We start from the raw sequence: 20,562 nt of genomic DNA, 5'->3' as shown, positions 1-20,562 counted from the left end.
GCGGCGGTCATGCGGTGTTCATGCGGCTTCCAGGACGCGCTGCACGACGCCTGCGGCAAGCCGTCGTCCACCCCGTTCGGCGCCGTCCTGGGCGCGCTGGTCCTGGGGCGGCGTCTCGGCCAGCGCGCTACGCAGGCAGGCCTGCAGGTCACCGCGCCACAGCGCGCGCACGCCTCCCATGGCCACGTAGTTCTGCACGCCCGGCGCGAAGACCGGGTTGGATTCGGAGAGCGCTCTGAGTTTGTCCTCCGGCAGCTTGGTCACGCGTGCCATGGCAGGAATGCCCATGACGCGGATCTCGGCATCGGGCAGGGCGTAGCAGGCGTCCGCGATCAAGCCCGAGGTGATGAAGCCGCCGGACAAGGCCTGGTCGTACACCAGCCCGATCACGCGATGACCGCGGCGCCGCGCCAGGTCGATGCACGTGCCGAGGTGCGCCATCGCGCGATTGATGCCGAGCAGTTCATCGCGGCGGCGAAGCTGCTGGCCCTGCGTGTCGATCAGCAGCAGGATCGGGCGGCCTGGATGGCGCGTGAGGGTGTCCAGCACCACGCGGGCCTGCGCCAGCGCGAGCCGGACTCCGATCGGCGCATGGTTGGTGGTGCCGATCACCGTGAGCGGTTCGCCTTCGAAGATCACTTCGCCCTGCAGAAAGTCGTCCGCGGCGCGCATGCCGTGATAGGGACCGAAGAGCTCGGTGACAAGGGAATTCCATTGCATTCGATGACTCCTCGACTAGTTGGTGCGCAGGGCGCGCACGGCTTCCACCGGAAGATCAGGGACACGCTCCGCGTCGGCGATGCCGAGCGCGCGCCAAAGCTGCGTGGCCTCGTCGCGGCCGGCGAGGTCGCCCGGCAGGGCATGCAGGCGGGCGGTGAGCAGCGTGTGCTCCTCCTCCAGAGCCTCCAGGGTGAGTGGCTTCGACGCACCGATCGCCGCGACGGCGGCCGCGCGAAACTCCTCGACGTCGTCTTCGACCAGCGCGTCGCAGTCGCGCATCAGCCAGCGGTGCTTGCCGCCGGTCGTGCGCCAGACCAGCGCACGGTCGCGCGAATCGAACTCCTCCACGCCGTGGGATGCTTCGATCACCTCGGGCCCCGACATCGCCAGCCGCCCTGCATCGCTCATCACGATGAAGTCGGCACAGCGTGCCACGATGCCCATGCCGCCGAAGCAGCCGTTGGCCCCACCGATCAAGACGATCACCGGGATGCCGGCCGCGCGCACATCGAGCAGTGCGCGCATGACCTCCGACACCGCGATCAGCCCCGCGTTGGCCTCGTGCAAGCGCACGCCGCCCGATTCGGCCAGCAACAGCACGGCCGCAGGCCGGTCGCGCAGCGCGCGCCGCAGCAGGCCAACCAGCTTGGCGCCATGCACCTCGCCGACGCCGCCGCCCATGAATGCGCCTTCCTGGGCGGCAACGAACACCTGGCGGCCATCCAGCGTCGCGCGTCCGATGGCCACGCCATCGTCGAAGGCCGAGGGCACGCCGAGCTGCGCCAGGTGCGGGCTGGTGACGCGCTCGGCGGGCGCCAGCCATTCGTGAAAGCTGCCGGTGTCGAGCAGCAGCGCCAGTCGCTCGCGCGCCGAGCATTCGGCATAGCTGATCATGGCTGTCCTCCGGTGATCTCCGCCACCGCCTGGTCGAGCCGCAGGCTCACCACCGCGGGCGTGGCGCCCATGTCGTTGATCGAGACGCGAACGCCGGCCAGCGGATGGCGCGCATGGAAGTCGTTCATCACGGCCTGCCAGATGGGACTGAAGCCGCGTGCCGAAGTCTCGACGCGCACCGCGCAGTCGTTGCCGTCGGCCGGCTCGAGCATGACTTCGAGATTGCCGGAGCCGACGACGCCGACCAGCACCGGCGCAAAGGCGCCGGCGGGCCGGCCGCCGGAGAAAGAGAAGTCCAGGGTTTCGAGGCCTGCGGGGACGTCACTCATGGTCGAATCTCCTGTCACCAGTTTCTGAAGCGCTTGGGCGGCTGGTACAACCCGCCCGAGGCACGCACCAGGTCGCGCATGCTGCGTGCGGCCAGCAGGTTGCGCGTGGCCTGTCGAGGGTCGATCCCGAGGTCCTGCGGCCGGCGGATGACGCCGCGGTCGCGCAGGTTCTCCACCGCGCGGCGGTCGCGCGCCAGGCCCACGGCGGTGTAGCCGGCAACGCCGCGGATGGCCTGCTCGCGCTCCGCGTCGCTGCGGCACAGCAGAAGGTTGGCAATGCCTTCCTCGGTGAGGATGTGCGAGACGTCGTCGCCGTAGATCATGATCGGCGGCAGGTCCATGCCCGCCTGCTCCTGCAGCGTCCAGGCGTCGAGCCGGTCGACGAAGGCCGGCTGCATGTGCTCGCGGAAGGTCTCGACCATCTGCACGACCAGCTTCTGCCCACGTGGCGTGCCGGCCGCGCCGCTGCGCCCGGCACGCGCCTCGCGCCCTGCCTTGAGCCAGGCCGGGCTGCCATGGCGCCGCCCGCGCGCATCGGCGCCCATGTTGGGGGCGCCGCCGAAGCCGGCGATACGGCCCAGCGTCGCGGTGGAGCTGTTGCCGTCGAGGTCGATCTGCAAGGTCGAGCCGATGAACATGTCGCAGGCGTAGTGGCCGGCTGCCTGGCAGAAGGCACGGTTGCTGCGCAGGCTGCCGTCGGGGCCGGTGAAGAACACGTCCGAGCGCGCGCGGATGTAGTCCTCCATGCCGAGCTCGGAGCCGAAGGAGTGCACCGATTCGACCCATCCCGCCTCGATGGCGGGGATGAGTGCCGGATGCGGATTCAACGCCCAGTGCTTGCCGATCCTGCCCTTGAGGCCGAGCGACTCGGCATAGGTCGGCAGCAGCAGCTCGATAGCGGCCGTGTCGAAGCCGATGCCGTGGTTCAGGCGCTGCACGCCGTACTCGGCATAAATGCCCTTGATCGCCATCATCGCCATCAGGATCTGCACCTCGCTGATCTGCGCCGGGTCGCGCGTGAACAGCGGCTCGATGAAATTGGGGCGCGGCGCCTTCACCACGAAGTTCACCCAGCCGGCCGGGATGTCGATGCGCGGCAGCGTGGTGGTCTTCCCGTCCACCATTTCGTTGACCTGCGCAATCACGATGCCACCCGAGAACGCCGTCGCCTCGACGATGGCCGGCGTGTCCTCGGTGTTGGGGCCGGTGTAGAGATTGCCTTCGGCGTCGGCCGCCTGCGCGGCGACCAGCGCGACCTTGGGCGTCAGGTCGATGAAGTAGCGCGCGAACAGCTCGAGGTAGGTGTGGATCGCCCCGATCTCGATACCGCCGGCCGACACCAGCTTGGCCAGGCGCGCGCCCTGCGGCCCCGAGAAGCTGAAGTCGAGCCTGGCGGCCACCCCGTTCTCGAAGATGTCCAGGTGTTCGGGCAGCGACAGCACCGACTGCACCATGTGCAGGCCATGCACGCGCTGCGGATCGACCTGCACCAGCGCCTGCGCCAGGAAGTCGGCCTGCTTCTGGTTGTTGCCTTCGAGGCAGACGCGATCGCCGGGCGAGAGCACCGCTTCGAGCAAGGTGGCGATCGCTTCGGTGTCGACGCGCTTGCCTGCGAGTCGCGTCCCGAGTGCTTCGGCGGCACGCGCCAGGCGGGCGGCGCGGTCGTCAGCCTTCGCGGTCCAGGATCTGGGGTTCATTGGAGTCCGTTGAAATGAATGGAGTGGAATCGAAACGCTGGCGCGGCCTCACAGCACCACGAAGAGCAGCCACACCACCACCGGTGCGACCACGGTCACGATGGCGCCATACACCATCAGCTGCCGGAAGAACACGTCGCGGTCCACGCCCTTGGCGTTGGCGAGCACCAGCGCGCCGTTGGTGGAGAACGGACTGACGTCGACAATGGTCGAGGACACGGCCATCGCCGCGATGAAGCCGACTGCGCTGACGCCGGCGTCGCCCTGCAGGAAGGGCACCGCCAGCGGGATGAGCGAGCCGAGCACCGCCGTCGACGATGCGAAGGCCGACACCACGGCGCCGACGAAGCACAGCAGCAGCGCGGCCATCATGGGGGAGGTGAGGCCGGCCACGCTGTGGCCGACGAAGTCGATCGTGCCCATCTTGTCCATCACGCCCACGTAGGTGCTCACGCCGACGATCAGCATGATCTCCGGCCAGGACACCTGGCCCAGGGCGCGCTTCTGCAGGTTGGGCGCCATCAACGTGAGCAGCAACCCGATGGTGATCGAGACGAAGCCGATGTCCAGCTTGAAGAACAGCGTGAGCACGGCCAGCGCCAGCAGGCCCAGCACGGTGACGACCTGGTAGGGGCGCGAACCCTGGTCGGCCGGGGCCGCCGGCGCCGCGTCCATGAGCGACTCGCCAGCCGCAGTCGCGACGCGCCGCTCTTCGGCGAACGATTCGGCCTCCGCGCCGCCGAACACTTGCGCTCCGCCCTGTGCATGCGCCGTGCGGCGCGTGGCCGGCGGCCGGCACTGCGCCGCTCACGTCGGCCTTCTGGCGCAGCAACTTCATGCCGCCCATGAGGAAGAACAGCAGCAGCGACACCGACAGGTTGACCGCCAGGCTGGAGAACATGGTCGCCAGCTCGTTGAGCGGCAAGCCGGCCTTGGCGACGATCTTGTTGGTGATGCCGCCATAGATGCTGATGGGCGAGAAGCCGCCGCCCTGCGCGCCGTGCACGACCATCAAGCCCATGAGCAGCGGATTGATGCCGTACTTGGCGGCAAAGCCCAGCGCAATCGGCGCGATGATGGCCACGGCGGCAGGGCTGACCGCCCCCACCGCCGTGAGCAGCGCTGCGATGAAGAACATGATCCACGGAATGGCCGCAATGCGCCCGCGCACCGCACGCACCGCCAGCTTGACGAGCCAGTCGATGGTGCCGTTGTTCTGCGCCAGCGCAAACAGGTAGGTGATGCCCACCAGCGTGAGGAACAGGTCGGCGGGAAAGCCGCCCATGATGGCCTTTGCGTTCATGCCGGCGACCAGCGTGCCGACCAGGAACGCGCCGACGAAGGCGATCACGCCCATGTTGATCGGCAGCACCGTGGCGAGCACGAACATGCCGACCAGTGCGTAGATCGAGATCCAATGTGAACTCATCGAGGCGTCTCCGGTGTTGTGGGCGCGACGCAGATGCTCCGTGCGTCTGGGTGCGTACGGTACGCACCCCCTCCGGGACGATCAATGAAGCGGGACCGTCGACCTTTACGCCTTCTGAAACGATCGAGGGTTAACCCGCGTACCCCAGCCGGCCGAGCGCGCTCAGGCGAGCGACGCTCTTGCCATGCGGCACACCGACAGCAGTGCGAGCAGGTTGGGGTCGCGCTCGCGCGTGCGCAGGAAGTTGAGCGCGATGGTCTGTCGCATCAGGTACCTGGGCTGCAACGGGATCAACTGCACCTTCTGAGGCATGGCGCCGCGCACGCGCCCCGGCAGCAGGGTGTAGCCGACGCCGCCGCCGACCAGGTTCATCAACGAGAAGATGTCGCCGGTCTTCATCACCACGTTCGGCGTGAAGCCGGCCACGCGGAACGACTCCATGAAACCGCTGTAGGTGACGAAGCCTTCGCTCAGGCTCACGAAGCGTTCGCCGGCGCAGGCGCTCAAGTCGATCTCCTTTTGCGCCGAGTAGGGAGAATCCACCGGTGCGGCGAAATAGATGTCGTCCTGGAAGAGCGGCTCCGATTCGACGTCCGAGGCATCCTCGGGGATCGCCATGACGGCAGCATCGATCGCCCCGTCCCTCAGCTTCTGCAGCAGGTGCGCATTGGACCCGAGCACGAGCTCCGTGTGCAGGTCCGGCATGCGCAGCTTCATTCCCATGATCAGTTGCGGCACCGTGCGACTGGTCAGGGAATAGAGCGAACCGATGCGGATCCGGTCGGCCGAGTAGCCGGCGACTTCCCGCGTGGCGCGGATACCCTCGGACATGCTGCGAAGCACCTCGCGCGCGACCTCCGCCAGCGCGTGCGCGGCTTCGGTCGGATGCAGGTTGCGGCCTTCATGCCGGAACAACGCGCAGCGCAGCCCGGTTTCAAGCGCATGCAAGGCACGGTGCACGCTGACGGCGCTGATCTCGAGCTTCTCTGCCGCGCGGGCAAGATTGCCGGTCTCCAGGAAGACCAGCAGGATCTCGAGTCTCCTGAAGGTGATCTCGTCGTCGACGTGAAGATGCATGGTGGGCCTGCGGATGGATGCGAATCGTAAGGCAGCCAGGCGCGGGCCGGCATCGTCAGAACCCGATGGCTGCCTGCAGGTACACCGTTCGTGGCTGGCCGACGTACTTGCCGCCGTTGTTGTCCACCGAGCGGTTGAAGTAGCGGCGGTCGAACAGGTTCTTCACGCCCAGGGCCAGCTTCAGGTTTCTCATCGACGGGCCGAAGGCATAGCCCACGCGCAGATTCATCACTGCATAGCCGGGGATGTCGCCGAGCCGGCCGGTGCTGTCCTCGAGCGTGACGTACTGGGCGCCGGGGTCGGGCGAGCCCGGCGAGCGCTGCTTCGACTGCGCATACACGTCGGCGTTGAAAGTCCATGGCCCGCGCTCGTAGCGCGCCCCCAGCGTGGCCACCTGGCGCGAGTAGAACGGCAGGTCGCGGCCGGCGAAGGCGCCGGCCTTCGCCGTGGCCTGCGTGTAGGTGTAGGTCGCCGAGAGCGACAGCCCCTTGAGCGACGGGCTCAGGTCACCCAGCTCGTAGCGCAGCGCAGACTCCAGCCCGCGGTGCCGGGTGGCACCCAGGTCGGTCCACTGGCCGACGTCGCCCGTGATGGAGCGCACCAGCTGCAGTTCCTTGTCGAAGTCGATGTTGAACAGCGTGAGCTCCGCGCCCCAGGCCTCGCCCTTGTAGTGGGTGCCGATCTCGTAGGTCTTGGCTTTCTCGGGGTGCAGTCCTTCGGTCGATTGCGCGAGCTGCGCGTACTGCTGCGGGCCGAAGGACACGCCCGCGTTCGCGAACAGCGACCAGCGCTCGTTCATGCGGTACATCACCGACACCGTCGGCAGAACTTCGTTGGAGTCGATCTTCGGAGCGATCACGCTCGCGATGCGCCCGCCGGTGAGGCCGACGACGTCGTTGTGCGAGCGGATCGATTCGTAGCGCACGCCAGGGGTGACGGTCCAGTTCCCGAAGTCGATGCGGTCATCGATGTAGAACGCGTGCGCGGTCGTGCCGCCGGCGCTGGTCTGGTAGGCCGGCTGGGCGAGCCTCGTCGCGTCGAAGCCCGGGCGTGGCCGGTAGTAGCTGCTGCGCGTGGCCACTTCCGAGCTCGCTTCCTTGAGATAGCGGTAGCCGATGCTGACTTCCTGCACCACGCTGCCCGAGTCGAACAGGCGCGAGAAGCGCGGTTCGATGGCCATGGTGTGGTACTCGCGCGGTGCCGCGGTCAGCCGGCGCTGGCCGGCGCTGGAGCCCGAGCCTTCCTGCTCGAGGTGGCTTCCGCGGAACGAGTCGGTGTAGTAGCTCAGCAGCTCGAACTTGTTGATGCCGTCGTTGTGCGTGTAGCGCACGGAGCCGTCCGTGCGCCGGCCGGTGAACTCGTCGAAGGGGCGGTCCGACTGGAACGGGTTGAGCGCGTACTGCGCGCTCGTCAGGCCACCGGGCATGCGCCCCTGACCCTCGAAGTGGTGCAGCGAGACGGCGACGTCGTCGGTTTTCGAGAAGCGATAGCTGCCCTTGAGCATCACGTCGTCCAGGCGAATGTGGTCGTTGCCCTGGCGCCATCCGTCGCCGTGCGTGCCCGAATACAGCAGCGCCATGCCCAGGCCCTTGTCGTTGGTGCCGCCGACGAACAGTGTCGGCGTCGACTTGGTGCCGCCGCCGTGGCTCGCGCTCTCCACGCCGACACCGGCCTCGGCCGCGAACGTCGCAGGGATCGCGCGCGTCACGAAGTTGATGATGCCGCCCACGTTCTGAGGGCCGTAGCGCACCGAGCCGGCACCGCGCACCACGTCCACCATCTCGATGTTGCCCAGCGCCAAGGGCGCCAGCGAAAGCTGCGGCTGGCCATAGGGCGCGTAGGCCAGCGGCACGCCGTCCATCAGGATGGTGGAACGCGGCGACAGGCGGGAGGTGAGGCCACGCACGCCGACGTTGAGCGAGATGTCGCTGCCGCCGGTGCCATTGCTCTCCTGCACTTGAACGCCCGGCACCTGGCGCAAGACTTCGCGCACGCTGCTGGCGCCGCTTTCGCGGATCTGGCGCTGCTCGATGATCGTCCGCGCGCCGGGGTGCTCGAGCACCTTGCTCTCGCTGGAGCTGCCGAGCCAGTCGCCAGTGACGGTGATGGCGCCGAGCGCCTTGTCCCCGGTGGGTTCGGACGCGTCGCCCTCGGCAGCGAAGCCCGGCAGGCCGATGGGAAGCAACGCCATCGCGATGGCTGTGCGCTGGAAAGGGGACACTGAAACTCCTTGAATGCTCTGAATGGTTGAAAAGAGGACGGAAGAAAAAGCAGGCCGAACCGGAAGCGTGCCGGGGCCGAGCGGCGCGGTGCGGCCTCGATGAGTCCGGCTGCGCCAGCCTCGCTGTTGCGAGACCTGGACGTCATGCGCCCGCAATGGCGTTGCCGCGCGCCGCACGCGCCGCCGAGCGGCGGCGCCACCACAGCCAGACGCCGCTCAGGCCCAGGCCAGCCAGCGCGAGGCCGAGCAGCGCCGTGATGGCCTCGTGGACCAGCCCGCCCAATTGACCTGTGTGCAGCGGAAAGATCACTGCCACCGCGCCGTTGCCGGGATCCAGGTCCTGCCACTTGCGCACGGCAAGCACTTCGCCGCTCACCGGGTTCAGCCACACCGAGCTGATGCCATTCGGGTGCGGGTCGTCCGCAAGCCGGAAACGCACGCGCACCGGCTGATCCGCCTTGCCCGGCACCAGCACGAAGCCGATCGGTTGGCCCGGGTAGACCTGTCGGGCGCGCGCCACGAGTGCGTCGAGCGTCAGGCGCGCGCCGATGGCGCTGCCCTTGGCGATCACCGGCGGCTTGAACGGCTGCTGCCCGAGGCTCCGGGAGATGGCATCTCCCAGTGGGCGCCACGCCATGTACGCGCCGGTGGCGACAGAAACCGCAATCAGCAGGCCCAGCACCGCGCCGCCCGTGCGATGCAGGTCGAACAGCCCGCGGACCAGGCCTCGATCCAGCACGATGCGCAGCGACGGTGGCCAGCGCACCGGCCACCACAGCACCAGACCCGTGACGAGCAGGAACAGGTAGGCCAGCGCCACGAAGGCGAGGATGCCCTTGCCGGTGCTGCCGAGCAGGAGGCTGCTGTGGATCTTGAAGATCAGGTTGTAGGCACCCTCCTGCGCGCCGCGGCGGCCTTGCTCTGCGCCGGTCACGGGGTCGAGATACACCGTGCCTTCCCACTTGCCGCGCACCAGGACCCAGATCGTCTCGCCGGGCTGGCGTGGCGGGCGCAGCGTGAAGTTGGTGTCAGGGCCGAACTCCGCGAGCAGGCGTCGGCGCAAGGGCTCCAGCGGCACAGCGGAGGCCGCGGACGCGGCGGGGAGCTCAGCGCCAGAGCGGGCGACGAAGAGGGTGGGGTGGGCCAGGCGATCCAGCGGCTGCGCCACGACCAGCACCGCGCCGAGCAGGGCGATGAAAGCGAGGACGGGTCCGAGCGTCAGCCCGATCCAGCGGTGAATCCGAAGCCAGAGTCTTCTCAACGGCGCACGCAGCATGACACTTCAGGGGCAAGCCTGCCCCGGGATTGTTGGCTGGTGCGCACGGGAGGCGCATTGGCTCGTTGGGGACACGCGCGCTCGGCGCATGTACATGGAAATTCTTTGGAGCCCTCGAGCCTAACATTGAAATCGTGGGCGTGACGGGCCTAGAACATGTCGAAGTACTCGCGGTGTTCCCACTCGCTGACCTCGAGGTTGAAGCGGGCGATCTCCGCCTGCTTGATGTGGCAGAAGTAGTCGACGAAGGACTTGCCCATCTGCTCGTTCAGCATCGCGTCGCCGCGCAGGCAGGCCAGCGCTTCGTCGAGCGAACGGGGCAATTGCTCGGCAGGTGTCTCGTAGGGCGCATCCGCGGACGAACCGGGATTCGTCTTCTTGCGCATTCCATCCAGGCCCGAGAACAGTTGCGACGCCAGATAGAGATAGGGATTGGCGGTCGGCTCCCCCACGCGGTTTTCGATGCGGGTCGCGCTCTGGCCCGGTCCGCCGAGCACGCGCAGCATCGCGCCGCGGTTGTCGCGCGCCCAGATCGCCCGGTCGGGTGCGAGGGAGAAGGGGCGGTAGCGGCGGTAGCCGTTGATGGTCGGGCTCGCCAGCGCCGCGGCACCGCGGGCGTGCTCCTTCAGTCCACCGAGGTAGTGCAGACCCAGGTCGCTCAGGTCCTGGCCGGGCGCTTCGGGCATGAAGGCGTTGACGCCGTCGGCCTTGCGCTGGAGCGACTGGTGCAGGTGCCAGCCGCTGGACATCACATTGGGGATGCGCGGGCGGCACATGAAGGTGGCGTGGTAGCCGTGGCGCTGGCAGATCTGCTTGATCGCGCTGCGCAGCAGCACCATCGTGTCGGCCGGCAGCACGCCGGCCGTGGGGCCGAAGGTGAGCTCGAACTGGCTCGGCCCGAATTCGATCTCGAGCGAGCGCAACGGCAGGCCCAGCGCGACCAGCTGCGAGCGCAGCAGTTCCATCACCGGATCGACGCGGTCGTAGCGCAGCTCGGTCAGGTACTGGTGCCCATGGGACAGCAAGGAAACGTGCGGCGGCTCGCCGGGCTGGCCCGAATCGGCCAGCCCCATTCGCTCGTCGTCCAGCTTGAAGACGTGGAACTCCACTTCGAGCCCGGCGATGAATTCCAGCCCTTGGGTGTCGAGCTGGCGCAAGGCGCGCTGAAGGATCTGCCGCGTCGCATAGGGGCAGGGGCTCCCGTCACCCATGTAGGCGTCGCACAGCACCCAGCCGGTGCGCGGCGTCCACGGCAGCACCTTGAAGGTCGACGGATCGGCCACGATGGTGAAGTCCGCGCCACCCTGGAAGCCCTCGATGGCGAAGCCGCCGCCTGTCGAGAAAACCGGGAACACCGTCTTGTGCGAGGTGTCCTTGGCGAGCAGGGTCGAGGTGAGGTTGACACCCTCCCACAGCGCCGCCCGGGCTTCGCTCGCGACCAGCGTCTTGCCGCGCAGCAGTCCGTGCTGGTCGGGCCACGCAAAGCGCACGACGTCGAACTCGCCGGCATCGATGCGGCGGACCAGTTCCTGCGCCTGCTTCAGTTGGTCATCGGTCCACAGGCCGTGACGATCGACGAATGAGCTCATCGCGCGCCGCCGTGCTCAAGCCGAAAGACGGGCGCAAGCCCAGTCCGATTTGAGCCGGCGCTCGCGGTCGGCGCTCTGCCAGTAGCCATCGGTGTCGCCCGCCTGGCCAATGCCGTCGATGGACGGCGGCCCCGTCATCGTGCGCGCCTGGGCCGCATCGATGAGCATGGGGGCGCCCTCGCCGGCCAGGGAGCTTTCGATGGCCCTCATCAGCATGCGCCGGTAGGCAATGATTCCCTTGTCGGTCGAACCCAGGTGCTCGCGCGTGCGGTCCTGGATCGGGCCCTGCGATTCCACCGCCCACTGGTCGTGCACGTTGATGTCGTCGCCCATGCCGGTGTAGGTCTGGGTGAGCTGCTCTTCGACGCTGAAGCCGTAGTTGTTGCGCTTGTTCTTGCGCGAGGTGTAGTCGGGCAGTTCATAGAGCTTGAGCCGCTGCTCCCGCATCTGCTGCTTGTCCACGGGTCCGGTGAAGCTGGTGAAGATGGCGTACCAGTAGCAATGGGTGTCGTCGACGGGCACATGCCATTGCGAGATGGTCATCTCTGCGCTCATCGGGATCACGAAGGCCTGTGGGAACACCACGTTGGTCACGCGCACATGCGTGCTCGACTCGTCGAGCTTGCGCAGCGCAGTGAGCCGCAGTCCGTAGTCCGTCGGCTCGACGCTGATCTCCGGGCGGTCGTACTCGCGCAGCACCTTGGTGATCGGCAGGTCGGAGTCTGCCGAGGCGCCCCGGAATTGCCTGCCGTAGCTCTCGGAGGTGTCGGCGTCCTCGAAGAAGCGGTGCAGGTAGGAAGCGTGGGCCGGATCGATGCCGACCTCCAGTGCCTGCAGCCAGTTGCATTCGAACAGGCCCTTGAAGGCGAAGGTGTGGCTCTCGGGCGCGACGAAGCAGTCGAAGTCCGCAAAGGCGGGCGGCTCGCCTTCTCCGAGGTAGGCGAAGACAGTGCCTGCGCGTTCGACCACCGGATAGGCCGACTGCTTGATGCGCGTGCACAGCTTGCTGGTCGCTGGCTCCGCCGGCGTTTCAAGGCAGTTGCCGTCGGCGTCGAACAGCCAGCCATGAAAGGCGCAGCGGATGCCGCCATCCTCGAGCCGCCCGAACGCCAGGTCGGCGCCGCGGTGCGGGCAGTCCCGGTCCAGCATGCCGAGTCGGCCCTTGTCATCCCGGAAGAGCACGAAGTGCTGGCCCATCAGCTGGACAGGCCGGATGGGACGCGGCCCCGCCAGGTCATCCGACAGCGCGACGGGCTGCCAGTAGCGGCGCAGCAGCCTTCCTGCGGGCGTGCCCGGGCTTACGCGGGTCATGAGATCGTTCTGTTCGGCGCTGATCATGGGTGCTCCATCGGGGTCGGGTTGTTGCATGCAGTGGCATACATTGTTACGGCACTGCAGCGCGTGAAGCCAGGGCCTGGGCAGGCGAACAATGCGCCTACCATCGGCGCATGTCGCCCCGAACAAGGATTCGACCCAAGCTTCGACCCGTGCTGCGCGCCCGAGTTGGACAACTGCTTTGGCGTTTGCTGGCGATCCTGTTCCTTGCCTTGGGGGTGCTGGGGGTCGTTCTTCCGATCGTCCCGACAGTGCCCTTTCTGCTGGCGGCCGCCTGGGCCGCCGGGCATGGCTGGCCTGCCCTGGAGCAGTGGCTCCTCGGTCATCCCCGCTACGGCGAACCCATCCGTCAATGGCGCAGTGCTGGCGTGGTCCCACGCCGCGCCAAGTGGGCTGCGACGCTGATGATGGCCTGCAGCGCCATCATGCTGCTCTTTACGCCGGTACCGTGGGCGCTCAAGGCCGGAGTGCCGATACTCATGGGAATGGTGGCCATCTGGCTGTGGAGCCGACCTGAAGGATAGGCATCGGGCGATGGGCCTCGCATGGCAGGCTGCGCCATCCGATCGCTTGCCGCTCACAGAACGTGGGAATTTTCCGCGCGCTTCTATCGGAATTGGACGACCGTCCCTGGTTTGGGAATGCGACAGGCTCCGCCCGAAAGCATCCCGCACTACAACCAGAAAGCACGAGATGAAAAAATCCATCTGGCACCGGTACGGCTATGGCTGGGTCACCCTCGGCTTCTTCATTCTGTCCCTGGTGGGGCATTGGGTGTTCGCGTGGTTCGCCTACGTGGATGAGCAAAATGCACTCGGTGCTTCGGTGGAGGTGTCGGGCTACTTGGTCCAGGTGTCGAGGGACACCTTGGAAAACTGGCAGTCGGAGTTCCTGCAGCTGCTATGGCAAATCGGGGGCTTGGCCTTCCTGCTTTATGTCGGCTCTCCGCAGTCCAAGGAGGGCGACGACCGGATGGAGGCCAAGATCGACGCGATCCTGGCAGCGGTGGATCCGAAGAATGCAGATGCCCTGATCCACCAGATCGACCAGGCGTACGAGGGAAGACATACTGACTTCCGATGGACGGAAACAGCCAGGAAGGACTCGGCGCAAAACCCGCAGAGCGCAACGGCCGGAGCTCCGAAGTAGCAGTCGACCTCACGCGGCCAGGGCCGGCTTCGCAATCATGAGCCAGAACAAGGCCAGGAAGAGGAAGAAGGCCGGCACGCCGAGCGCGACCCACCACTTGAAGAAGCTCCAGTAACGCGGCGGCAGGGCCTGGCCACTGTTCGCTGCTTCCGAGGCGAGATCGCGCAGCCGGATCTGCAGCCAGACCACTGGCAGCCAGCAGAGTATTGCGAGCACATAGCAGATGATCGACACCTTGATCCAGGGCGTCTGCCACGGCAGTCCGGCCAGATGCATCAGCCAGAAGCCCGTCAGCGGTTGCAGCACTGCGGTGGTTGCCGTGAAGAGCCAGTCGGCGCGCACCACCATCCGCGTCACCACGGCCAGGGCGCGCACATCGCGCGAGAGCGTCGTCGCGAGAAGATAAAAGGCGGAGCCGACCCCGGTGCCGAAGAGCACGGTCGACGAGATCACGTGCAGCCATTTGACCAAGAGATATTCCATGGCAGGCCTTCGCTGTTCAGCGGCGAGCGCCCCGGCGCCCACTGTCCAGCGCCCAGAGCAGGAGGATGGCCGCGCACATGGGCAGGTTCTTGGACAGCGGCCCGAAGGGATGCAGCCAGAACTCCGGCATCGCGATGGTGATGGCGGCGGTGTAGAAGGCGATCAGCGCCAACTGCAACGGCCACAGCCATTTCGCGCGGCCAGGTGCGCCCATCAGCAGCGTGGCGATGCCGAGCGCCAGGTCGAAAACGGCCGCGCCGACGAGCGCGAGCTGCGCCCAGCCACCCTCGATACCGACGCGTGCCAGCAGCTCGAGGCTCTGGTCGCGCGGGTAGAGGCCGATCGAGACGACGAAGGTCCAGATCCAGACGAAGGCGATCGTGAGCCGCAGCGCCGGCAGCATCCACGTCAGCCAGGATGCACGGCGCAGGGCCTCCGACTGCGAGGGCGCGACGAAGTGCTCGGGAGCGCGCGGCGGCCGGCCGAGCAGGGCGGCGAAATCGTCCACCGCTGCCACATTGCCGGCCAGCAGCATGCGCGCGGTGTCGTGGTCGAGAAAGCTCTGGCGCGAGTGCCCGGCGAGCTTTGCCATCGAGAGAAAAATGCTTTCGGGCAGCGGGACGACCCACTGCCGGCGCCCGTGCCCGAGCTGCGAACGCAGCTCGCCCAGGTACTCCCTGAAGCTCAGTGGCCGCGGGCCGACGAAGGCCAGCGTTCGGGTGCCCGGCGGGCGCTGCGCCACCAGGGCCGCCACGCCCGCGACCACATCGTCGACGTGCACGGGCTGCAGGGCCTGCCGCCCGCCGCCCGGAAGCGCCAGCATCGGCAGCACGGCGAGTGCCGCGAAAAGACGCGCGCTCGCGCCTTCGTCGCCCCATACGAGCGAAGGCTGGACGATGGCCGACGCCAGCGGAAGGCCGCGCAGATGAGCATCCGCGGCTGCCTTGCTGCGGTGGTAGCCAGTGGCAGCTTCCTCGTTCGCGCCGAGCGCCGAGATCTGCACGACGAAGGCCACGCCGGAGGATGCACAGGCGTCGAACATGCGCGCGGGACCCTCGTGATGCACGGCCGCGAAGGCGCCCGGGCGGCTTTCCCGCAGCACGCCGGCCGCGTTGATCACCACGTCGCCGGGCAGCAGATGGGCAAGCCAGAACGAGAGCGGCGGCGCGGCATCGAAATCGACTGCAAGCCATCGCGTGCGCGCTTGCGACCAGCCCGCTGCGCGCGCGGCTGCAATCGGATCGCGCGCAGTGCACAGCAGTTCGTGACCGCGGCGCGCGAACTCGGCGGCGAGCGTCCCGCCGAGAAAGCCGCCAGCGCCCGCGATCACGATTCTCACGGCGAGCTGCGTTTGTTGGCCATCAGGCATCCGGCCGCGAGGCCGACGGCGAAGGCACCGTACACCAGCGCCATGGCGCCGGTGGACAAGCGGTGCTCGAATCCCGGCGTGAGCCGCTTCGGTGTGGCTTTGTAGTCGACAAGGCAGGCCATCGCGGCAGCGACCGTGGCGCCCGCCAGGGCCTTCGGCACGGTCTGCGCTTCCTGGCGATTGCCGTGCAGCCATGCATAGAGCACGGCCCAGAAGGTGGAACTGAGGTGGTGGATCGCATACCCCACCACCGTATGGCGCAGCGTCGGCCGGTCGACCGCCAAGGCTTCGCCGCGCCAGAGCCAATGGCTGATCGCGTTGGTCGGAGCGACGGCGCTGCCGGCCTGTCGCCGTCCGGCGAGCGCCAGCGCGAGGGTGGAGACCACGCTGGCCACGGCGCCCGCGATCAGGCCGGTGCGCAGAGCGGCGCGCAGTGCCGCTTTCGCACTCTTCTCGACAGGCGCCGCACCGGCGGGCGCGCTCTCAGGCGGTCGGTCGTGGTGGTCGGCAGTCGGAAAGGGGAGGGGCGCGGAGTAAGGGGGCTGGACCATGGCGAGGCTCCTCTTCGTTCAGCATGGCAGTGGCGAAGCTTCAGGACCCACCAGGCGCCTTGCAGGTCCAACGACTGCAACCTACGGGTGAACGGGTCGCGCCCATGTAGGAAGCAACGCATTTCTTGGACAAGCGCCGGATCGGAGATTGCCGATGGCGCCATGCCGTGGCAGATGCGCGCGTGCAGCCAGCCGCTGTGCCCGCCTGGAGCGCGCGACGCTGGCGACGAGGCGTCGTCAGACTACAGCCAGTTCACATGTAGGCCGACGCACGCAGCTCATGCGTCGATGGTGCGTCGGCAGTTGAACCATGGCACATTTTCTGGTTCGCGCTCAACCCATTCCCGTATGCGCGGCTGCTCGTGCCAGAAGGACTTTGATGAACTATTCGAAATACGCGACAACGGTGGTGGGGGCGCACAGCGTGCCCGACTGGTATGAGGCGCTCGATCGGCTGGTGGCCGTGGGGCAGCTGGCGATGGGCACGATGGCCGACGCTCAATACCGCTGCACGCAGGCGGCGGTTCTCGACCAGGAACTCGCGGCCATCGATGTCATTACGGGCGGAGAGATGCACCGGCGGACTCACAACCGCCACTCGCCTCCGAATGCGATGCTCAATCACTTCTGGCAGAAGATCCCGGCGTTCCAGGGCGCGACACGGCCCAAGCCGATCACCCAGCACGATCCCGACGTGTTCCATCCGGCCGCAACCTGCAGGACCGTCATCGGCCACGGGATCGACCTGGGGCTTGTCGACGAGTTCCGGATGGTGTCTGCGCTCACCGCCAAGCCGGTCAAGATCACGATGACCGGACCGCTGATGCTCGCGAAGATTGCCTATGACGAGCACTACGGGGACCTTGGCGCGATGATGCTCGACCTCGGCAAGCTGCTCAACCACAACTTCAGGCTGCTGGCGGAAGCCGGATGCAAGAACATCCAGATCGACGAGCCGCTGTTCACCGTCGCCGACGAAGCCGAGGTGGATGCGGCGATCACCGCCATCAACCTCGCGATCGAAGGGCTCCCGGCGGACATCCATATCTCGGTCCATGTCTGCCAGGGCAACTACGCGGTCGGCAAGGAATACGACGGCCAGATCGGCCACAGGTACTTCGACCACGGCCGCTACAAGGCGGACAAGATCTGCGCCATCGAGTGCGCCTCCCTTCTGGTGGAGCACGACATGATGCCTCACTACGAAGGCCTGATCGCCAACAAGCAGATCGGTGTCGGCGCGGTCGACGTGCAGGATCCGAAGGTCGAAACCGGCGAGCTGGTGGCGCAACGCATCCTCGCCTACGGCTGGCTGGCGCCGGAACAGACGATCATCACCAGTTCCTGCGGAATGAACCACCTGCCTCGCAAGACCGCGTTCGGAAAGTTGAAGGCAATGACCGAGGCCAAGCGCGCGCTGGGGGGCTGATGGGCTACCTGGATGCAGCACGCTCCGCCGGCAACGATCTCGCGGCGAGACTCCAAGAGACGGAGGAGCTGCTCGCGTATGCCCAGGAGGCTGGCCGGCTGGGCATCTTCGAGTGGAACATCCCCAGCGGCACGGTGCATTTGTCTCCACGCTTTCTCTCGCTCTACGGATTGACCCAGTTCGACGGCAGGCTCGAGACCTGGCGCGAATGCATCTTCCGCGAAGACCGCATCCGGGTTGCGAACCTGATCGACGAGGCGTTCGCGGAAGGCGCTCGCGAGATCAATACCGAGTTCCGCATCACCTGCGGCACGGACGATGCCCTGCGCTGGATGCAGGCCCGGTACATGGTGTTCTACGACCGCGACGGGCGTGCGCAGCGCGCTGTCGGCATCAACGTCGATGTGACCGAGCAGAAGCGCGCCATCGTCCAGTTGCGGGCCTTCACCGAGAGCCTGGAAGACCGCGTGCGGGAGAGAACGCGGGAGCTCGAGGCAGAGTACCTCGCAAGACAGAAGGCCGAGGAGTCGCTGCGCCAGTCGCAGAAGATGGATGCAGTCGGCCGTCTCACGGGCGGCATCGCGCATGACTTCAACAACCTGTTGACGGTCATTCTCGGCGGGCTGGAGGTCATCGGGCGTCACGCGGCCACCCTGCAGCCCTCGCCGGCGAGCCTGCGCATCGGCAAGGCGCGGGAGATGGCGGTTCAAGGCGCTCGCCGGGCCGCATCGCTCGTCAGCCGGCTCATGGCGTTCTCGCGCCAGCAGCCGCTCGCTCCCACAGCCGTCGATGCCAACAGGCTCGTCGCGGGCATGTCCGACATGCTGCGCCGAACCCTTGGGGAGCCCGTCGCGCTCGAGGCCGTGCTCGCAGCCGATCTGTGGACGACCTTCGCCGACGAGAACCAGATCGAGAACGCCATCCTCAACCTCGCCATCAATGCGCGAGACTCGATGCCGGGCGGCGGCAAGCTGACCATCGAGACCGCGAACTGCCACCTGGACGATGCTTACGTCGGAACGCTCACCGAGCCCGTGGCTGCGGGCCAGTACGTCATGATCGCGGTGACCGACACAGGCATCGGCATGAACGCCGCCACGATCGAACGGGCCTTCGAGCCCTTCTTCACGACCAAGGAGGTCGGCAAGGGCACCGGTCTGGGCCTCAGCCAGGTCTACGGCTTCGTGCGGCAGTCTTCGGGCCATATCAGGATCTACAGCGAGCCCGGCCAAGGCACGACAGTCAAGATGTACCTTCCGCGGCTCTTCGGCGCCGCCGAGAAAAAGCCTGCCGCCGCCGCCGCGTCCCGGGTTGCGCCCACCGCGATCGGCGCCGAATGCCTCCTGGTCGTGGAAGACGACGAAGCGCTCAGGAGCCACGCGACCGAAATCCTCGTCGAGCTCGGCTACCGCGTGCTTGCCGCGACCAACGGCGAGTCCGCGCTCAAGGTGCTCGATGCGCATCCAGAAATCGCGCTCCTGTTCACCGACGTGGTGATGCCGGGCGAGCTCAACGGACGCCAGTTGGCGGAACTCGCCGTCAGGCGCAGACCGGACATCAAGGTGCTGTTCACAACGGGGTACACGCGCAATGCCATCATTCACCATGGACGCCTGGATCCGGGCATCCACCTGATCACGAAGCCGTATTCGTTCGAAGACCTCGCCTTGCAGGTCAGGCTCCTGCTGGACTCCTAGGCAGACCTCACGCGGCGAGCCCCGCGACATGGCGCCTCAGCCTCCTTCAGCCGCAGAACCACAGCGGTGTCTTCTCGCGATGCGGTACAAAGACCCATGACCGTCCCACTCGCGGCTTCCCTCCTCGATCTCGTGCTCGGCTTGGAACTCGGGTCTTCCGACAAGGCGGCTCCCAATCGCTGCTCGCTCGAGGGTGCCACGTGGGAATCCAGGCAGCAGGGCGTGATCGATTTCCGGATCCGCAAGCTCGAGGCGGCAGCGCTTCGGCTGGCGTCCGGCGCGCTCGTGCTGGAGGTCGGCCGCATTGCCGTGCATGAACTGGCGGGCGAGGTGCGGATCGAGTCCGGCGTACCGGGCCTGTCTGCTCTCCGGGCGGCCCAGGCCGAGTTCTCGGGGGTGAAGCTGCACGGCCCCTTGAGCCTGTCGCCGCAGCTCCAGGAGGCGTGGGGTGCCTTGCTCGGGTCGGGCAGGGCGGCAGTACCTGCCGACATCACGGCGCGCCAGGCCGCCACCGAAGCCTGGTGCCTCGGCCCGCTCGGGGAGGCCGACGGCACCATCCGCGGGGAGATCACCGACGCGCACCTGCTGTTCGACGCCGAGGTGACGGTGCCGGTACGGCACGGGCAGATCGATTTCAACGATGCGACCGTCGAGCACGTGGGGCCGGATTCGCGCATGGGCGTGAGTCGACTGGGCTTCTATGTCGATGCGCCGAACGGGCGCAGCTATCTGTACCAGTTCGCGTCGGCACCGCTCGCGGGTGTGGAATTCGAGCGCCGCGGCGCCTTGCTGAGCCCGTGGGTCTCCGAGCGCGGCAAGCTGCGGCTGCAGGCTTTCGCCGAGTCGATGCTGCGCCAGGGGCTCGGCGGCCATGACCACGGCCAGGGACTGACGGAGCAGGCCCGCCTGTTGCTGGGCCGCACCGCGTTGTCGGGCGAAGTGCAGCTCGGCGATGGGCGCTTTGCCGTGCCGGGCCTGCAAGTGCAGATGGAGGGACGCAGCGAAGGCCGCAACGCCGTCGAGCTGTGCTCCGAGGCGGTCGGACGCGGCCTCACCCTCGAGATGGCTTCGCTGTCGGCCCGCGACGCAGTGGCGAAGTGGAAGGGCGTGCAGCTGGCCTGCGACCAGATCACGGCGCGTTTCAAGCTCCAGCTTTTCGTCGAAGGCCGGCAGATGCGCTTCGTCCTCGAACTCGAGAACGGCAAGCTGGCCGGACCGCGGCTGGATCTTCGTCGCCCGGAAAGTGTGTAACACCCCGGAACGCGAACTTTCTCCGGACTTGCTTTGTAGGAAACATCCTACTAATCTTCGTTTCGG

General features: G+C 67.3%; 17 protein-coding genes and 1 pseudogene. 5 read left to right on the top strand and 13 right to left on the bottom strand.

Features of this window, described 5'->3' with window-relative positions:
• Positions 1 to 18 precede the first annotated feature (18 nt).
• The 10 genes and pseudogenes from mdcE to ACMGEZ_RS25250 form a co-directional block, all read right to left on the bottom strand.
• Entirely contained in the window at positions 19 to 720 is a 702-nt protein-coding gene (gene mdcE, locus ACMGEZ_RS25295) for a biotin-independent malonate decarboxylase subunit gamma (RefSeq protein ID WP_436825037.1), read from the bottom strand.
• 15 nt (positions 721 to 735) lie between these two features.
• Positions 736 to 1,614, bottom strand: a complete 879-nt coding sequence (locus ACMGEZ_RS25290; protein WP_436825036.1) for a biotin-independent malonate decarboxylase subunit beta — start codon at positions 1,612 to 1,614, stop codon at positions 736 to 738.
• Complete coding sequence (gene mdcC / locus ACMGEZ_RS25285; RefSeq protein ID WP_436825035.1) at positions 1,611 to 1,943, bottom strand: malonate decarboxylase acyl carrier protein; 333 nt, start codon at positions 1,941 to 1,943, stop codon at positions 1,611 to 1,613. Before mdcC ends, ACMGEZ_RS25290 begins: the two co-directional genes overlap by 4 nt.
• 14 nt (positions 1,944 to 1,957) lie before the next feature.
• Complete coding sequence (mdcA, locus tag ACMGEZ_RS25280) at positions 1,958 to 3,640, bottom strand: malonate decarboxylase subunit alpha (protein ID WP_436825034.1); 1,683 nt, start codon at positions 3,638 to 3,640, stop codon at positions 1,958 to 1,960.
• A 48-nt stretch (positions 3,641 to 3,688) separates the two neighbouring features.
• A pseudogene (locus tag ACMGEZ_RS25275) lies at positions 3,689 to 5,069 on the bottom strand (SLC13 family permease).
• A gap of 162 nt (positions 5,070 to 5,231) precedes the next feature.
• Positions 5,232 to 6,146, bottom strand: a complete 915-nt coding sequence (locus ACMGEZ_RS25270; RefSeq protein ID WP_436825033.1) for a LysR family transcriptional regulator — start codon at positions 6,144 to 6,146, stop codon at positions 5,232 to 5,234.
• Between the two features lie 55 nt (positions 6,147 to 6,201).
• Entirely contained in the window at positions 6,202 to 8,337 is a 2,136-nt protein-coding gene (locus ACMGEZ_RS25265) for a TonB-dependent receptor family protein (protein ID WP_436825074.1), read from the bottom strand.
• Between the two features lie 172 nt (positions 8,338 to 8,509).
• The gene (locus tag ACMGEZ_RS25260) at positions 8,510 to 9,643 is read right to left on the bottom strand and encodes a PepSY-associated TM helix domain-containing protein (RefSeq protein ID WP_436825032.1); all 1,134 of its coding nucleotides are present in this window, start codon (positions 9,641 to 9,643) and stop codon (positions 8,510 to 8,512) included.
• A gap of 149 nt (positions 9,644 to 9,792) precedes the next feature.
• Positions 9,793 to 11,232 carry a glutamine synthetase family protein gene (locus tag ACMGEZ_RS25255; protein ID WP_436825031.1) on the bottom strand — a complete coding sequence of 480 codons (1,440 nt, stop codon included), beginning with the start codon at positions 11,230 to 11,232 and terminating at the stop codon, positions 9,793 to 9,795.
• A gap of 15 nt (positions 11,233 to 11,247) precedes the next feature.
• Complete coding sequence (locus ACMGEZ_RS25250) at positions 11,248 to 12,570, bottom strand: aromatic ring-hydroxylating dioxygenase subunit alpha (RefSeq protein ID WP_436825030.1); 1,323 nt, start codon at positions 12,568 to 12,570, stop codon at positions 11,248 to 11,250.
• Positions 12,571 to 12,719: 149 nt separating this feature from the next.
• Here ACMGEZ_RS25250 and ACMGEZ_RS25245 point away from each other — a divergent pair, with 149 nt between their 5' ends.
• Positions 12,720 to 13,091 (top strand): YbaN family protein, encoded by a 372-nt coding sequence (locus ACMGEZ_RS25245; RefSeq protein ID WP_436825029.1) that lies wholly within the window; start codon positions 12,720 to 12,722, stop codon positions 13,089 to 13,091.
• A gap of 169 nt (positions 13,092 to 13,260) precedes the next feature.
• On the top strand, positions 13,261 to 13,716 hold the full coding sequence (locus ACMGEZ_RS25240) for a DUF6766 family protein (RefSeq protein WP_436825028.1): 456 nt from the start codon (positions 13,261 to 13,263) through the stop codon (positions 13,714 to 13,716).
• Between the two features lie 9 nt (positions 13,717 to 13,725).
• On the opposite strand, the gene ACMGEZ_RS25235 is transcribed toward ACMGEZ_RS25240, so the two are convergent.
• The 3 genes from ACMGEZ_RS25235 to ACMGEZ_RS25225 are packed head-to-tail and all read right to left on the bottom strand — an operon-like array spanning position 13,726 to position 16,119.
• Positions 13,726 to 14,199 carry a DUF2269 family protein gene (locus ACMGEZ_RS25235; RefSeq protein ID WP_436825027.1) on the bottom strand — a complete coding sequence of 158 codons (474 nt, stop codon included), beginning with the start codon at positions 14,197 to 14,199 and terminating at the stop codon, positions 13,726 to 13,728.
• Positions 14,200 to 14,215: 16 nt separating this feature from the next.
• Complete coding sequence (locus tag ACMGEZ_RS25230; RefSeq protein WP_436825026.1) at positions 14,216 to 15,538, bottom strand: SDR family oxidoreductase; 1,323 nt, start codon at positions 15,536 to 15,538, stop codon at positions 14,216 to 14,218.
• Positions 15,535 to 16,119: a hypothetical protein gene (locus ACMGEZ_RS25225; protein ID WP_436825025.1), complete on the bottom strand. Its 585-nt coding sequence runs from the start codon at positions 16,117 to 16,119 to the stop codon at positions 15,535 to 15,537. Before ACMGEZ_RS25225 ends, ACMGEZ_RS25230 begins: the two co-directional genes overlap by 4 nt.
• A gap of 379 nt (positions 16,120 to 16,498) precedes the next feature.
• Here ACMGEZ_RS25225 and ACMGEZ_RS25220 point away from each other — a divergent pair, with 379 nt between their 5' ends.
• From ACMGEZ_RS25220 to ACMGEZ_RS25210, 3 genes are all read left to right on the top strand, one after another.
• Positions 16,499 to 17,548: a uroporphyrinogen decarboxylase/cobalamine-independent methonine synthase family protein gene (locus tag ACMGEZ_RS25220; RefSeq protein WP_436825024.1), complete on the top strand. Its 1,050-nt coding sequence runs from the start codon at positions 16,499 to 16,501 to the stop codon at positions 17,546 to 17,548.
• On the top strand, positions 17,548 to 19,245 hold the full coding sequence (locus ACMGEZ_RS25215) for an ATP-binding protein (protein WP_436825023.1): 1,698 nt from the start codon (positions 17,548 to 17,550) through the stop codon (positions 19,243 to 19,245). The genes ACMGEZ_RS25220 and ACMGEZ_RS25215 overlap by 1 nt, the downstream gene beginning before the upstream one ends.
• Before the next feature lie 96 nt (positions 19,246 to 19,341).
• Positions 19,342 to 20,496, top strand: a complete 1,155-nt coding sequence (locus ACMGEZ_RS25210) for a hypothetical protein (protein ID WP_436825022.1) — start codon at positions 19,342 to 19,344, stop codon at positions 20,494 to 20,496.
• The last annotated feature ends 66 nt before the right edge of the window (positions 20,497 to 20,562 follow it).

Source organism: Variovorax stachyos, assembly GCF_051400855.1.
In the GTDB taxonomy this organism is placed as follows: domain Bacteria; phylum Pseudomonadota; class Gammaproteobacteria; order Burkholderiales; family Burkholderiaceae_C; genus Variovorax.
Note: the sequence above shows the minus strand (reverse complement) of the source record. Positions and strands in the feature narration are given on the sequence as shown.